This is a genomic window from Intestinimonas sp. UBA1698 (assembly GCF_002320075.1).
GTDB lineage: Bacteria > Bacillota > Clostridia > Oscillospirales > Oscillospiraceae > Intestinimonas > Intestinimonas massiliensis.
Map to the genome: position 1 here is coordinate 25,197 of NZ_DCJO01000009.1, position 14,679 is coordinate 39,875.

Consider the following 14,679-nt stretch of genomic DNA (forward strand, 5'->3'; position numbering starts at 1 on the left):
CGTGACATTATGAATTTCGGCAAACAGTTCAAAGAGGGTCTCATTACCCAGAACCCCGTTACCGTCCAACTGCTGGGCATGTGCTCGGTGCTGGCCATCACCACCACGCTGTTTAACGGCATCGGCATGGGCCTGAGTGTGCTGGTCATCCTGACCCTGTCCAACATTTTTATCTCCCTGCTGCGAAACATCATCCCCAATAAGGTGCGTATCGCCTGCTACATTGTGGTCATCGCCGGCTTCGTGACGGTGGTGGACCTGGTGCTGAAGGCCTTCGTGCCCGCCCTGTCCGACAGCCTAGGCCTGTTCATCCCCCTGATCGTGGTGAACTGCATCATCCTGGGCCGCGCCGAGGGCTTCTCCTCCAAGAACGGCGTACTGGCCTCCGCGGTGGACGGCATCTGTCAGGGCCTGGGCTACACGGTGATCCTGGTGATCATGTGCGTGGTCCGCGAGTTCCTGGGCAACGGCACCTTTGGCACCGGCGTGTTCGGCGCCGACGGCATCCGCATCCTGCCGGAGGGCGTCCCCGCGCTGGGCATGATCCTGCCGGTGGGCGGCTTCCTGACGCTAGCCTGCGTCATCGCCGCCATGCAGTATTTCCTCAACAAGCCCAAGAAGGACGATAAGAAAGAGGAGGTGGCCAAATAATGGATTTTACCAGTCTGTTTTCCATTGCCCTGGGCGCCATTCTGGTCAACAACTTTATCTTCTCCCAGTTCCTGGGCATCTGCCCCTTTATGGGTGTCTCCAAGAAGGTTGACACCGCTCTGGGCATGGGCATGGCCGTTATCTTCGTCATGGGCGTGGCTTCTGCGGTGTGCTGGCCCATCAATAAGTATCTGCTGGTAGCCAACGGCCTGGACTTCATGCAGACCGTCACCTACATCCTGGTCATCGCCTCTCTGGTGCAGTTCGTGGAGATGTTCCTCCAGAAGGCTATGCCCTCCCTGTATCAGGCCCTGGGCGTGTACCTGCCCCTGATTACCACCAACTGCGCCGTGCTGGGCGTGGTGCTCCAGAACACCCAGAACAACTATAGCTTCATTGAGAGCCTGGTCTACGGCATCACCGGCGGCATCGGCTTCCTGATTGCCATCGTGCTGTTCGCTAGCGTCCGTGAGCGTCTGGAGTTCTCCGAGTGCCCCAAGTCCTTCGAGGGCTTCCCCATCGCACTGGTCACCGCCGGCCTGATTGCCCTGTCCTTCATGGGCTTCTCCGGCCTGAAAGTCTTTTAAGGGGGGGCGCGAACAATGCAAACTGTTATTATGGCTGTGGCCGTCCTGGGAATCCTGGGCGCCGTGTTCGGCCTGATCCTGGCTTACGCCTCCAAGGTGTTCGCCGTTGAGAAGGACCCACGCGAGGAGGCCATCCTGGGCTGCCTGCCCGGCGCCAACTGCGGCGGCTGCGGCTTCCCTGGCTGCGGCGGCTACGCGGCCGCTGTGGCGGCCGGGAAGGCCCCCGTCAATGCCTGCGCCGCCGGCGGCGCTGCCGTCGCGGCTCAGATTGCTGAGATCATGGGCGTGGCGGCCGGCGAGTCCGTTAAGAAGGTGGCCACGGTCCACTGCTCCGGCGGCGGCGCCGACAAGTCCAAGTACGAGTACATCGGCATCCACGACTGCCTTGCCGCCGCCCGTCTGCCCGGTGGCGGCCCTCTGGCCTGTAAGTTTGGCTGCCTGGGTATGGGTAGCTGTGAGTCTGAGTGTCCCTTCGACGCCATTCACGTGAAGGACGGCGTGGCTGTGGTAGACGATGAAAAGTGCGTGGCCTGCGGCAAGTGTGTGGATATCTGCCCCCGCCACATCATCGACCTGGAGCCCTACAAGACCAAGAAGCATGTTTCCATCCCCTGCTCATCCAAGGACAAGGGACCCGCGGTCACCAAGGTCTGCTCCAACGGCTGTATCGGTTGCGCTCTGTGCGCCAAGGCCTGCCCCAAGGAGGCCATTACCATCGAGAACAACCTGGCCAAAATCGACTACAGCAAGTGCATCGGCTGCACGCTGTGCGCCCAGAAGTGCCCCCGGAAGCTCATCGTGGTGGATGGCAAGGTCCCCGTGGTAAAGCCTGCGGCACCCAAGGCGGCTCCCGCGGCAGCGGCGGCCAAGCCGGCGTCCGCTCCTGCGGCTCCCGCCGCCGAGACCAAGGCTTCCGAGGCCCCCAAGGCCGAGGAGACCAAGGAATAAGACACAAAAAAGAGCACGGTCCTGATGGACCGTGCTCTTTTTTGCTATACGAATAAACCGCATGACGGTTTGTTCAGTAGACATTACTAAAGCAGGTATCGGATTAGCTGGAACACCACCGAGGTGATGGGGAACAGCCAGGCCTTAGCGCCGGTGACCGGCAGGACCTCTACCCCTTCCTTGGGGACGTAGCCGCCCTGGGGCAGGGCCTGGAGGGCGTGGTCCTGGGTGGAGAGGAGGTGCTCCTCCAGCGCTCTGGAGAAGTCGCCGCCGTGAAAGACCAGCATAAGCTCGGTGTCCAGGTAGGTGCTGCGCATATCCAGGTTGTAGGAGCCCACCACGGCCATGTCGTCGATGAGGGCGGATTTGCCATGGGAGGAGTAGTCGCCGAACCACTCCCACACCGTGACCCCGGTCTCCAGCAGCCGCTGCTTGTTGTGGACGTAGTCAGAGGATGCCATGATGTTGTCCCCCACCGCCACCGAGTTGAGTTGGAGGTCAAAGGGGACGCCGCGGGCGGCCAGGTCCTCCAGCGCCTGGTACATGGGCTCGTTCAGCACAGCGTAGGGGGTCTGGAGAAAGACCCGCTCCTCCGCCCGGCCCATGAGGGCCATGAGCTGCCACCACACCCAGGGCTCCTTGCTCATGATCCCGGTGGGGTTGCTGAGAAGCTCCACATGCTCCACCGGCAGGGTGAGCGCGGCATAGTCCAGCGGTATGGGGTCGAATAGAGTGGGGTCGGCGGCCACCAAAGCGGCGTACCGGGTCCGCAGTTCCGCCTCCGCCCGGTCGATTTTCCCGGGAAACAGGGGCGGGCGGTCCAGTACGGTCCTGCTGTAGGGACTCTCCCACACGGACTGGAAATAGGCCTCCACCTGGGTGAGCACGGTGTGCGCCCCGCTCTGCTCCGTTCCGGCAGCGGTGTTGTAGACCAGCACATCCTGGTCGTGACTCTTCAACGCATCAGGCACATAGTCCCCCAGAAACAGGTCAAAAGTGTTCCGGCCGCCCAGCAGCAGCAGCCGGTCGTCAATGAGCAGATACTTGTCGTGCATCCGGCCATTGACCGTCCAGGGCAGGAGCAGATTCGGGGCGTTGTAGAAGCGGATCTCCACGTTGGGCAGGCGGCCCAGCGCCCGGAAAATGGGCGAGCCGCCCCGGAGCAGCCCGCTGACCCCGTCCCACAGGATCTGGATCTGCACGCCCCGGTCCGCCGCCAGCAGCAGAGCGGCAAAGATGTCGCGCCCGCTGTCACAGTCCCGGATGTCGAAGGAGGAGAGGATGATGCGCTCCTCAGCCTCGCCGATCATCCGGAGCCGCACGTCCAGGGCGTCCTGGTTGTCGGTGACCAGCGCCGCCCGGTCGGTGGAGCCGACCTGCTCAAAGACGGCGGGGTCCCAGGCGGCGCGGAAGGAGTCGCTCACCGTCGGGGGCGACAAAAAGGGGAGGGTAGCGCCCAGCACAAAGTAGAGCAGGTAGAGGGGCAGGACCCGGCAGAGAAGGGAGCGGAGCGTCCATTTTCTGCGCGGTTTTTCGGAACCGGCCCGCCGGGCGAAGAGACTTCTGGGGGGCCGCGTCACAGGAGGACGACCCCCGCTTCCTGGCAGGCGCCGAGGGTCTCCGGGTCCCAGACGCTGGCCTGCACCTCACCGATGTGGGCCTTTCCCAGCAGAAGCATGCACAGCCGGGACTGGCCGATGCCGCCGCCGATGGTGAGGGGGAGCTCCCCACTCAGGAGCATCCGATGGAAGGGAAGTGAGCGCCGGTCGTCGCAGCCCGCCAGGGTGAGCTGGCGGTCCAGGGATTCGGGGGAGACCCGTATGCCCATGGAGGACAGCTCGAAGGCGCGCTCCAGCACCGGGTTCCACACCAGAATGTCGCCGTTGAGGGCCCAGTCGTCGTAGTCGGGGGCCCGGCCGTCGTGGGGGCGGCCCGACTTCAGCGCGCCGCCGATGCCCATGAGGAAGGTGGTGGGGTGGTCCTTTACCCAGGCGTCCTCCCGCTCCTTGGCAGAGAGGTCGGGCCAGCGGTCCTCCAGCTCCTGGGCGGTGACGAAGGTGACCTGCCGCTCCACCAGGGGCAGGGAGAGCAACTGGGGGAACATGGCCCGCAGAGTGGCCTGGGTCTGGCAGATGCACTCCACAATGGTGCGGACGGTCTCTTTCAGATAATCCTCGTTCCGGTCCCGGGGGGCCAGCACCTTTTCCCAATCCCACTGGTCCACGTAGACCGAGTGGAGGTTGTCGGGCTCCTCATCCCGCCGGATGGCGTTCATGTCGGTATACAGCCCTTCGCCCACGGAAAACTGGTAGCGGTGGAGGGCCAGCCGCTTCCATTTGGCCAGGGAATGGACCACCTGGGCGTCCCGCCCGGCGGCGGGGATGTCGAAAGAGACGGGCCGCTCCACGCCGTTCAGGTCGTCGTTCAGGCCGGTACTGGCCTCCACGAAGAGAGGGGCGGAGACTCGTCGCAGGTTGAGGGAGCCGCCCAGGGTGTCCTCGAAGAGCCGCTTCAAAAGGCCGATGGCCTTCTGGGTGTCGTACAGGTTGAGCTTGGGGGCGTAGCTGGGGGGAATAAAGGAACCGCTCATAAAATCCGTGCCTCCGTTTCATAACGATGGAATGGAACAATTATATGATAGCGGCGGATAAAAAGCAAGGCCGCGGGTATACCCGCGGCCTTGCCTGGCGGTCAGGAGAGGGGAATCTTCAGTACCTGGCCGACATAAATCCGGTTGGGGTCGGCAATCGCGTTGAGCCGGACCAGCTCAGCCACGGTGGTGTGGTACCGCCGGGCGATGGCCCAAAGCGTATCCCCGGCCTGCACCGTGTAAGCCTGGTAGTCCGAGCCGTCCGACGGAATCTTCAGTACCTGGCCGACATAGATCCGGTTGGGGTCGGCAATCGCGTTGAGCCGGACCAACTCAGCCACGGTGGTGTGATACCGCCGGGCGATGGCCCAAAGCGTATCCCCGGCCCGTACCGTGTAGTAGGGGTAGGGCTGCGGGGCCGGGCCCGGGTCCAGCAGGACTTCACCGGTGAACCAGTCCCGGTCCACGTATCCGTCGATCCCCGCCACCCGGCCCAGGTCAGTGTACTGCCAGCCCGCCCAGGTCTCCCAGGGGGTACCGGAGAGGTCAGGGGCGGCGACCTCCCACTGGGCCACCCACAGGGGGTAGCGGCTCAGAGCGCCGGTAAAGCGGGTGGAGGCCACATAGGCGTCGGCATAGAGCATAGGGGTGACGTCCAGCTCGTTCTCCAAGGTCTCCAGAAAGGCGGCGGCCACCGCAGTGGCCTGGTCTCGGTCCAGACCCCGGTAGACCTCGAAGTCCAGGGCCGGACGGCAGTCGTAGTCCAGGTCCCGGATGAGCCCGGCAAAAAAGCCGGCCTGCGCCTGGGCGCTCTCCGTGTCCAGGGCGGTGAGATAGTGGTAAAAGCCCAGCTTCCGCCCGGCAGCCCGGGCCCCCTTGTAGTGGGAATAGAGGGCGGAGTCTACGCCGTCGCTGCCGTAGCTGGCCCGGATATAGACCACCTCCACGCCGTCGTCACGGGCGGTCTCGAAATCCACGTCCCCCTGATAGACGCTGATGTCGATGCCGGCCATCCGGTCCACGGCGGCGGCCCGGGCCGGGGCGGGCGCGCAGAGCAGAAGCAGCCCCAGCAGGGCGGAAAAAAGTCGCTTGCACATGGCGTTGCACCTCTTGCAGAATTTCGGGGAGCTCCCCCTGTATCCTATGTAAAAATGCAGGTGAATGTGCAAAATCCTGCATTGCCTTTTTGCGGAAAACCGTTTATACTAAAAGAGAAAACAATATGCCAAGGAGGAGCGAGCACGATGGACAAGATCAAAATGACAACACCTCTGGTGGAGATGGACGGCGACGAGATGACCCGCATCCTGTGGAGCGATATCAAAGAAATCCTGCTCAAGCCGTACATCGAACTGAATACCGTCTATTTTGACCTGGGCCTGCCCGAGCGGGAGCGCACCGGCGACCAGGTGACGGTGGACTCCGCCGAGGCCACCCGGCAGTACGGCGTGGCGGTCAAGTGTGCCACCATCACCCCCAACGCCCAGCGGGTGGAGGAGTACAAGCTCTCCCAGATGTGGAAGTCCCCCAATGCCACCATCCGGGCCATCCTGGACGGCACCGTGTTCCGCGCCCCCATCATGGTAAAGGGTATCTCCCCGGTGGTGAAGAACTGGAAGAAGCCCATCACCATTGCCCGTCACGCTTACGGCGACCTCTACAAGGCGGTGGAATACCAGGTGCCCGGCCCCGGCAGGGCCGAGCTGGTCTATACCGCGTCCGACGGTGCCGAGGCCCGGGAGACCATCTTCGATTTCCAGGGCGCCGGCATCATACAGGGCCAGCACAACACCGACGCCTCCATCACTTCCTTTGCCCACGCCTGCTTCCAATACGCCCTGGATACCAGGCAGGACCTGTGGTTTGCCACCAAGGATACCATCTCCAAGAAATACGATCACCACTTCAAGGATATTTTTCAGGAGATTTATGACGCGGAGTATGACAAAAAATTCAAAAAGGCGGGCATTGAGTATTTCTATACCCTCATTGACGACGCGGTGGCCCGGGTTATTCGCAGCGAGGGCGGCTTCATCTGGGCCTGCAAGAACTACGACGGAGACGTGATGAGCGACATGGTGTCCACCGCCTTTGGGTCTCTGGCCATGATGACCTCTGTGCTGGTCTCACCCGAGGGCAAGTATGAGTACGAGGCCGCCCACGGCACCGTCACCCGCCACTACTACCAGCATCGGAAGGGGAAGGAGACCTCGACCAATCCCATGGCCACCCTGTTTGCCTGGACCGGGGCGCTGCGCAAGCGGGGAGAGCTGGACGGCGGCGCCGATCTGGTGCGCTTTGCCGACGCCATGGAGGCCGCCTCCATCGCCACCATCGAGTCCGGCACCATGACCAAGGACCTGGCCGGCCTGTGGGAGGGGGAGGCCCCCGCCCGGACGGTGAACAGCACCGATTTCCTGTACGCGATTCGGGACGAGCTGGAAAAGCGTCTGTGAGGCAAGAAGAAAAGGGGGGACCGGACGGCACAGCCGTCCGGTCCCCCCTTGTATGAGCGCGGTGGAAAGAGGGCATACTATAGGCATCCATGAAAAGGGAGTGAGCGTACATGCCCATCGACTTTGCCCAGAGTCAGACCCATCAGAACCTGCTGCGCGCCTTTGCGGGAGAGAGCCAGGCCCGCAACCGCTACACCTTTGCCGCCGGACTGGCCAAGCGGAAGAACCTGCATGTGATCGAGGCGGTGTTCACCTTCACCGCCGACCAGGAGCGGGCCCATGCCAAGGTGTATTACGACCTACTGGAGTCCCTCTCCGGCAAGAACATCCAGATCGACGGCACTTACCCGGTGGACATCTTCCCCGGCGTGCTGGAGCATCTGCGCGCCGCCCAGCACAACGAGTACCAGGAGTGGGAGCACGACTACGCCCACTTTGCCGACGTGGCCCGGGAGGAGGGCTTTTCCGAGATCGCCAAGACCTTTGACATGATCGCCGACATCGAGAAGGTCCACGGCGACCGCTTCGGCCGGTTCGCCGACCTGCTGGAGTCGGAAAAGCTCTTTGTCTCCGATGTCAAGGTGCAGTGGATGTGCCTCAACTGCGGCATGGTCATCGAGAGTACCCGGGCTCCCGCCATGTGCCCGGTGTGCAAGCACGACCAGGGCTGGTTCATCCGCATGGAGATGGTTCCCTTCCATTAAAAAAGAGCCCCGCGTTTTGGCGGGTGTCCGTAAAACAGTTCTACCGACCTGTGTATGCTCGCAGGTCGGTAGTTTGCAATATGTACCGGTTTCGGAAAGGCCCTTGTGTAAAGGGAACTGTCAGCGAAGCTGACTGAGGGATTGACAACTCCTCCTCCCCTGCGGGGCACCTCCCCTTACACAGGGGAGGCTTTTGTGCGGCGCAAAACCGCACATCGCACGATACACCGGTAGGTGTATAGAAGTGCGCCCTTTATCTATTCGACAAACTTTCTTGAATTTGTATTATTCAAGCCATTGAATAAATGCTGTTTTGTCTGTACTGTTATATCCCGCGTTACCATAGAAATTCAGCGTGGTTTCTTCCTGTGAACCTGTAAGTAACATCATTTTATAGCAGTTTTCCCTTTCGGCAATACCTTTTGCATAGTTTAGGCATTCTGTCGCATATCCTTTTCCTCGATAGTTTAAATGGGTAACAACATTTTCGATAAATGCGTATGGTCGTATATTTCTTGTCAGATTTGGAATAATTACGCAAACACATGAAGAAACGATTTTTCCATCTACATCCTTAACAATGATATGATGGTTTTTGTCTTCAATAATCGTGTTCCATGTATTTTTCAAATGCTCTGTCATCTCTGGAACAGATTTCTCATGTAAAAATAAATACAATTCCAGAAGTTCATTCAACTCATTTTCTCTAACTTCCCTGACCATTACAACATCTCCATCAAATTCAACAAGTTTATAGTGTTGTTTTTACATACTATCACACAAAATGTAATTATACAAGAACAGGAACAGCAGAATAAACTGCTGTTCCTGTTAACTGTCTTATGACTCCCGCCTTCTCACGCGGGGCTCTTTTTGTGTCAGGGTTCGGGCTGCTCCAGGGGACGGACCACGGTTTTGAACATGTAGCCCATAAACACCGCACTGAGCAGGAAGGAGAAGACCTCCGCAAAGGGGAAAGCCGCCCACACGGCGCTGAGGCCGACAAAGTGGCCCAACAGCCAGGAGACGGGCAGAATGAGCACCAACTGCCGCAGCACGGAGACGATGAGGCTCAGTACGCCGTGGCCCAGGGCCTGACAGACCGAGGAGGTAACGATGCCGAAGGCGGCGGGCAGGAAGCTGAGGCTGATGAGGCGCAGGGCGGGGATACCGATCTCCAGCATATAGTCGGAGGCGTTGAAGATGCCTAGGAGCCGGCCCGGGATGAGCCAGAACAGCAGCACGCCCACGGCCATGATGGCCGCACCATAGAGGAAGCCCAGCTTGGCGGCGGCCCGGATACGGTCCGGCTTGCGCGCGCCATAGTTGTAGGCGATGATGGGCACGATGCCGTTGTTGAGGCCGAATACCGGCATGAAGATAAAGCTCTCCAGCTTGAAATAGGCGGAAAAGACCGCCACGGCGGTGGAGTTGAAGGCCCCCAGGATCTTGTTCATGCCGAAGGTCATCACCGAGCCGATGGAGGACATGATGATGGACGGCACGCCCACGGCATAGATCTTCCGGATGGTGACGCCATGGGGCCGGAAGCCCCGGAAGGAGATGGTGATCTCCGGGTTGCGCCGCAGATTGCAGAAGAGGCCCAGCAGGGCGCCCACGCACTGGCCGATGACGGTGGCCAGGGCCGCCCCGGCGATGCCCATGGCGGGGAAGGGTCCGAGGCCGAAAATGAGCAGGGGGTCCAGGATCAGGTTGATGACGGCGCCCAGGCCCTGAGAGAGCATGGTGTAAATGGTTTTTCCGGTGGACTGGAGCAGCCGCTCAAAGCAGATCTGAAACATCATGCCCACCGAGGCCACGGCAATGATGGTGAGGTAAGTGTCGCCGTAGGCGATGATCTCGGGCACGTCGGTCTGGAGGGCCATGAAAGTCCGGGAGAAAAAGCCGCCCAGCAGGGCAAAAGCCGCCCAGGAGCAGAAGGCCAGAAAGATGCCGTTGACGGCGGCCTTGTTGGCTGCGTCAAAATTTTTTTCTCCCAGGCTCTTGGACAGCAGGGCGTTGACGCCCACCCCGGTCCCCACGCCCACCGAGATCATCAGGTTCTGGGCGGGAAAGGCCAGGCCCACGGCGGTGAGGGCATATTCGCTGATGTAGGAGACGAACATGCTGTCCACCACGTTGTAGAGGGCCTGCACCAGCATGGAAATCATCATGGGCAGGGACATGGTAATGAGAAGCTGACGCACGGGCATGACGCCCATCTTGTTTTCCGCAGGCTGACGGGGTTCTGTGCTCACGCGCCGAGCCCCCGATCCCGCATCAGATCGGTCAGGAGGCGCACGATGGTCTCCAGACCCAGACCGCTGCTGACGGCCAGATGGTAATTCTGGGCCTTGCCCCACTGTCCGTCGGTAAAGTGCTCGTAGTAGGCGGCCCGGTTCTTGTCCTGCTTGAGAATGTAGAGCCGCAAGTCGGGGGCCTGGACCTTGTACTCCTCCCGGACCCTCCGGATGCGCTCCTCCATGGGGGCGTGGATGAAGAGGTTCAGGGCGTCCACGCCGGACTGGTTGCGCAGCACATAGTCGGCGCAGCGGCCCACGATGATGCAGGGCCCCTCGGCAGCCACCCGTCGGATAACCTCCGACTGGGCAATAAAGACCTGGTCGTTGACGGGCAGGCTCTGGGTGCTCATATAGAGGTTGTAGAGAAAGCTGCTGGTTTTCTGCTGCTCGGTACGACGGATGAAATCGGCGGAGAGCCCGGTTTCCTCGGCGGCCATGTTGATGATGGAACGGTCGAAGAAGGGGATGCCCAGGGCCTCGGCGGCCTTTTGGGCGATGAGACGTCCGCCGGAGCCGTATTCGCGGCCCACGGTGATAACAGTGTGTGCCATACGATTGACCTCCTTGTGGCTTCCTATGGTTCAGTTCGGATGGAAAAAGTATAGCATACGGCGGGATAAAAAGCCACGGTCAGGTTATACAACCTGACCGTGGCTTTTCAGAGGCGAATTGGCCCAAATAGACCGGGTGCTTACTGGGCAATGATGGTCAGCATACCGTCAGCCTCGGTGACGGAGAGGCCCAGCAGGGCGGCCAGCCCTTCGGCGGTGACGCAATGGTAGCCGGGAGATAGGAGGGCGGCGGAGACCTCCACGCTCTGGCCGTCCGCCAAGACGGAGAGGGTAGTTTCGGTGACAGCGGGGATCATGGCGGGATTCTCGATGGGCTCGACGGTATACGCCGCGCCCTTGGTGACCACTACCTGGCCGTTCCACTCCACATTGAAGGCGGCGGCAGTGTCCTTCAGGGCGCAGGCCACATCCCGCAGACGGTAGTAGGTGGCGCCGCCGTCGATCTGATAGGTAAAGGCGGAGCCCACCACCTCGCCGTTGACGCTGACGTTGCCGGCGGGCTTGGCGGAGGCGAGAATGGCGTCATAGTCGTTCAGGTTGTAGCTCTTGTCATAGGGGGCGTCCAAACGGCCGGCGTTCACCAGATCGATGATCTCCTGGCGGCGGGGGTCGTCCACGCTCAGGTCCACGCCCACGATCTTCCAGTTGTTGTCCACAGCGGGGGCCACGGGGGAGTGCTCGGCAAAGTAGGCCACGATCATGTCGCGGATGGAGTTGGAGGACTCCCACTCCTTCTTGCCCTCCACAAGCCCCTGGGACTTGAGGGCGGAGGAGTAGCGGTAGTTGTTCACCGCCAGGGTGAGGGTCTGCTCGTCGGTGAGAGGCTTGCCCTTGAACATCACGTTTTTGATGCGTGCGCCCTTGGGCTGGCTCAGGTCGATCTCATAGTCCACACCGGCGAACATATCGTAGAGGTAGCCGGGGTACTCGGGGTCAAAGCTGATGTTGATGTCGCCGGGGACCCACTGGTTGTAGCACTCGGCGGCCCACTCCATGTAGGCCTTCAGCTCCTTGCCGGTGACGGTGACCCGGTAGAGGGTGTTGTCGAACTTGTAGATGTCAAAGATGTTGCCGTAGTTGATGTCGCCGGCGGGCAGGTCGCTGGTGTCCTTGAACAGAGCGGCGGCGGAGACGTCGGCGCCGGAGTTCTCCAGTTGGATCTGGTTGATGAGGTCCATGACGGCGGTGTCGCGGAGCTTGCCCTCGGGCAGGCCGGCGATCTCGTTTTCAGGCTGGAATTTGGCGGTGGTGGCGCCCAGGGCGGCGCCGCTCTGACCGTCCTCGCCGGAGCCGCCGCCGTTGATGAAGTCGATGGTCTTCTGGTGGGCCTCGGCCACCAGGGCGATGGAGCGGATCTCCTGGCTGGGGGTGACGTCGGCCATGTCCACGATCTCCACGGCGCTGTCAACGATGTTGTTGTCGGCGTCCAGCGTCAGATCGAAGCGGGCGATGTCGCGGCCGCCGTTGCGCACGCCGCCGATGACCAGGTTGCCCTGCTTCTCGTTGACCACCACATGGTTGTGGGCGACCTGGAGCACGTCGATCTCCGGGTTGTCGTCCAGGATCTTCTGGGCGGAATCGGAGCCGTTCTCTTCGTCGAATTCGGCGTACAGGCCCATGTGGGCGGAGACCACGATGAGGTCGGCCTGTGTGCCGATCTCCGCGATGGCGGCCTTCACGGCGGCGCTGGCGGCCTCATAGGTGCAGCCGTCGATGCCCTCCTTGCCGCCGTCCCAGATGGGCACGTCGGGGGTGACCACGCCGATGACGGCCACCTTCACGCCGTCCTTCTCCACGATGGTCCAGCCCGCGCCGGTGACCAGCTTGCCGTCGGTCCCCTTCACGTTGGCGGCCAGCACGGGGAACTCGGCCTGGCCGACGATCTTCCGCATGGTGGGGATGCCCCAGTTGAATTCGTGGTTGCCCAGCGTCATGGCGTCGTAGCCCATGTAATTCATGGCGGCGATGACGGGATGGGCCTCGTCCGGAGTCTTGTTGTAGATGTCGTCGGTCATAATGGTGCCCTGGATGTCGTCGCCCGCGTCGATGAGGATGGTGTTGGGATTCTCGGCGCGCACCTGCTGGATGTAAGTGTAGAGGCGGGCCATGCCGTTGTTGGCGCTCTCCTTGTTGTCCTCATAGCTGTAGCCCCAGATGTTGCCATGCATATCTGAGGTGCCCAGAATGGTGATGTGCTTGCCGCCCTCGGCGGCCAAAGCCGCCGGAATGAGGGAGACCAGCAGAGCCACAGCCATCAGGACAGCCAGCAGGGACTGAGACAGACGTTTTTGCTTCATAGTTTCCTCTCCTATCGTTTTCTTGATTTGCCGGGGATATTTTTATTGTACCGCCCGGCCCTGGGAAAAACAAGAGTCGGACGAGAGGTAGCACCAATAAAATTTGTGTAAAATCGGAAATCAGGGCTTGACAAGGAGAAAAGAATGTGGTATTTTTGTACCAAGATAGTTTTGAATAGAAACTATTTGCAATAAGCTAACAAGCCGCAGAGCGGTGCTTTTTTTGCCCATATAATTAGCTAGCTAGATATTTGTATTAGGTATAAATGGTGGGACCAATTTATAGATAAGGAAAGGATGATTGCCATGAATTTCGAACTGACAAACGAGCAGAAGGACATCCAGAAGCTGGCCCGGGATTTCGCAGAGAAGGAGCTTCTCCCCCAGGTCCGCGAGCGGGACGAGTCCGGTGAGTTCCCCCTGGAGGCCTTCCGCAAGCTGGGTAAGACCGGTATCTACGGCCTGCCCTATCCCAAGGAGCTGGGCGGCATGGGCGGCAGTTACCTGAGTTACATCCTGGCCGTGGAGGAGATCTCAAAGGTGGACGCCGCCTTCGGCATCGCCTTCTCCGTGGACACCTCCCTGTACGGCGGCAGCATCATGAACTCCTCCGCCCCCGACGAGATCAAAAAGAAGTTTCTGGCCCCCATCACCTACGGGGAGAAGATTGGCTCCTTCGGCCTGACCGAGCACTCCGCCGGAAGCGACGCCGCCGGCCAGCATACCGTGGCCACCAAGGACGGTGACAGCTATGTCATCAACGGCTCCAAGTGCTTCAACACCAACGGCCCTCTGGCCGACTACACCGTCATCTACTGCCTGACCGACCCAGAGCTGGGCACCAAGGGCATGGCGGCCTTTGTGGTGGAGAAGGGCACACCCGGCTTCACCGTGGGCCATGTGGAGAACAAGATGGGCATCCGTACCGCCATGGTGTCCGACATGATCCTCGACAACGTCCGCGTGCCCGCTGAGAACATGATCGCCAAGCCCGGCGAGGGCTTTAAGCTGGCCATGAAGACCCTGGACGGCGGCCGCATCGGCGTGGGCGCCCAGGGCCTGGGCATCGCCGAGGGCGCCTATGAGATCGCCCGCCAGTACCTGATGCAGCGCCAGCAGTTCGGCAAGCCTCTGAACAAGCAGCAGTACCTGGCCTTCAAGATGGCAGAGCTGGCCACCGACATCGAAAAGGCCAAGCTGCTCCTCTATAAGGCCGCCCTGTGCAAGGAGGAGGGTCAGCCCTACTCCATCCCCGCGGCCATGGCCAAGATGACCTGCACCGACACCGCCATGAAGGTCGCCACCGAGGCGGTTCAGATGCTGGGCGGCAATGGCTACATGAAGGACTATCATGTGGAGCGCATGATGCGCGACGCCAAGATCACCCAGATCTACGAGGGCACCAACGAGATCCAGAAGCTGGTCATCTCCGGCAGTCTGTTCCGCTGAATTCCCGCGGGTCCGCGGGCTGGATTCCGGCTCGCTTTCCCATAGATCCCCTGTGTATACCGGTCTGACATGTGTGTTCCCTTGCAATCCCAACAACCTTTTTGCCACACAGCGGGGCCCCG

13 protein-coding genes are annotated in these 14,679 nt (G+C 60.9%); 6 read left to right on the top strand and 7 right to left on the bottom strand.

The window, feature by feature from the left end; all coding sequences use genetic code 11:
- Positions 1 to 9: 9 nt before the first annotated feature.
- From rsxE to rnfB, 3 genes are read left to right on the top strand one after another with little or no spacing between them, the layout of a single operon-like run.
- Positions 10 to 651, top strand: a complete 642-nt coding sequence (gene rsxE / locus B3H64_RS02015; protein ID WP_286732527.1) for an electron transport complex subunit RsxE — start codon at positions 10 to 12, stop codon at positions 649 to 651.
- Positions 651 to 1,238, top strand: coding sequence for an electron transport complex subunit RsxA (gene rsxA, locus B3H64_RS02020; protein ID WP_050617657.1), 588 nt, complete (start codon positions 651 to 653; stop codon positions 1,236 to 1,238). The genes rsxE and rsxA overlap by 1 nt, the downstream gene beginning before the upstream one ends.
- A 15-nt stretch (positions 1,239 to 1,253) precedes the next feature.
- Entirely contained in the window at positions 1,254 to 2,186 is a 933-nt protein-coding gene (gene rnfB, locus B3H64_RS02025; RefSeq protein WP_286732528.1) for an RnfABCDGE type electron transport complex subunit B, read from the top strand.
- Positions 2,187 to 2,272: 86 nt separating this feature from the next.
- Here rnfB and B3H64_RS02030 read toward each other — a convergent pair whose 3' ends face one another.
- The 3 genes from B3H64_RS02030 to B3H64_RS02040 all read right to left on the bottom strand — a co-directional run bounded on the left by B3H64_RS02030 (position 2,273) and on the right by B3H64_RS02040 (position 5,873).
- Positions 2,273 to 3,766, bottom strand: a complete 1,494-nt coding sequence (locus tag B3H64_RS02030; protein WP_286732529.1) for a phospholipase D-like domain-containing protein — start codon at positions 3,764 to 3,766, stop codon at positions 2,273 to 2,275.
- Positions 3,763 to 4,776, bottom strand: coding sequence for an aspartate--ammonia ligase (asnA, locus tag B3H64_RS02035; RefSeq protein WP_278893718.1), 1,014 nt, complete (start codon positions 4,774 to 4,776; stop codon positions 3,763 to 3,765). The genes B3H64_RS02030 and asnA overlap by 4 nt, the downstream gene beginning before the upstream one ends.
- Positions 4,777 to 4,877: 101 nt before the next feature.
- On the bottom strand, positions 4,878 to 5,873 hold the full coding sequence (locus B3H64_RS02040; RefSeq protein ID WP_286732531.1) for a LysM peptidoglycan-binding domain-containing protein: 996 nt from the start codon (positions 5,871 to 5,873) through the stop codon (positions 4,878 to 4,880).
- A gap of 147 nt (positions 5,874 to 6,020) precedes the next feature.
- Between B3H64_RS02040 and B3H64_RS02045 the strand changes: the two genes are divergently transcribed.
- Together B3H64_RS02045 and rbr are read left to right on the top strand one after the other, a co-directional pair.
- The gene (locus tag B3H64_RS02045; protein ID WP_050617662.1) at positions 6,021 to 7,232 is read left to right on the top strand and encodes an NADP-dependent isocitrate dehydrogenase; all 1,212 of its coding nucleotides are present in this window, start codon (positions 6,021 to 6,023) and stop codon (positions 7,230 to 7,232) included.
- Between the two features lie 110 nt (positions 7,233 to 7,342).
- Positions 7,343 to 7,936 (top strand): rubrerythrin, encoded by a 594-nt coding sequence (gene rbr / locus B3H64_RS02050; RefSeq protein WP_050617663.1) that lies wholly within the window; start codon positions 7,343 to 7,345, stop codon positions 7,934 to 7,936.
- 285 nt (positions 7,937 to 8,221) lie between these two features.
- Here the strand turns inward: rbr and B3H64_RS02055 are convergent, their stop codons facing one another.
- The 4 genes from B3H64_RS02055 to B3H64_RS02070 all read right to left on the bottom strand — a co-directional run bounded on the left by B3H64_RS02055 (position 8,222) and on the right by B3H64_RS02070 (position 13,108).
- A complete protein-coding gene (locus tag B3H64_RS02055; RefSeq protein WP_094762357.1) occupies positions 8,222 to 8,659 on the bottom strand; it encodes a GNAT family N-acetyltransferase in 438 nt (145 codons plus the stop codon).
- 155 nt (positions 8,660 to 8,814) lie between these two features.
- Positions 8,815 to 10,158, bottom strand: a complete 1,344-nt coding sequence (locus B3H64_RS02060; RefSeq protein ID WP_094762358.1) for an MATE family efflux transporter — start codon at positions 10,156 to 10,158, stop codon at positions 8,815 to 8,817.
- Between the two features lie 32 nt (positions 10,159 to 10,190).
- Positions 10,191 to 10,790, bottom strand: coding sequence for an AAA family ATPase (locus B3H64_RS02065; RefSeq protein ID WP_050617665.1), 600 nt, complete (start codon positions 10,788 to 10,790; stop codon positions 10,191 to 10,193).
- A 140-nt stretch (positions 10,791 to 10,930) separates the two neighbouring features.
- Positions 10,931 to 13,108 carry a bifunctional metallophosphatase/5'-nucleotidase gene (locus tag B3H64_RS02070; RefSeq protein ID WP_286732535.1) on the bottom strand — a complete coding sequence of 726 codons (2,178 nt, stop codon included), beginning with the start codon at positions 13,106 to 13,108 and terminating at the stop codon, positions 10,931 to 10,933.
- Positions 13,109 to 13,414: 306 nt separating this feature from the next.
- Between B3H64_RS02070 and B3H64_RS02075 the strand changes: the two genes are divergently transcribed.
- Positions 13,415 to 14,557 (top strand): acyl-CoA dehydrogenase family protein, encoded by a 1,143-nt coding sequence (locus B3H64_RS02075; RefSeq protein WP_050617667.1) that lies wholly within the window; start codon positions 13,415 to 13,417, stop codon positions 14,555 to 14,557.
- Positions 14,558 to 14,679 lie beyond the last annotated feature (122 nt).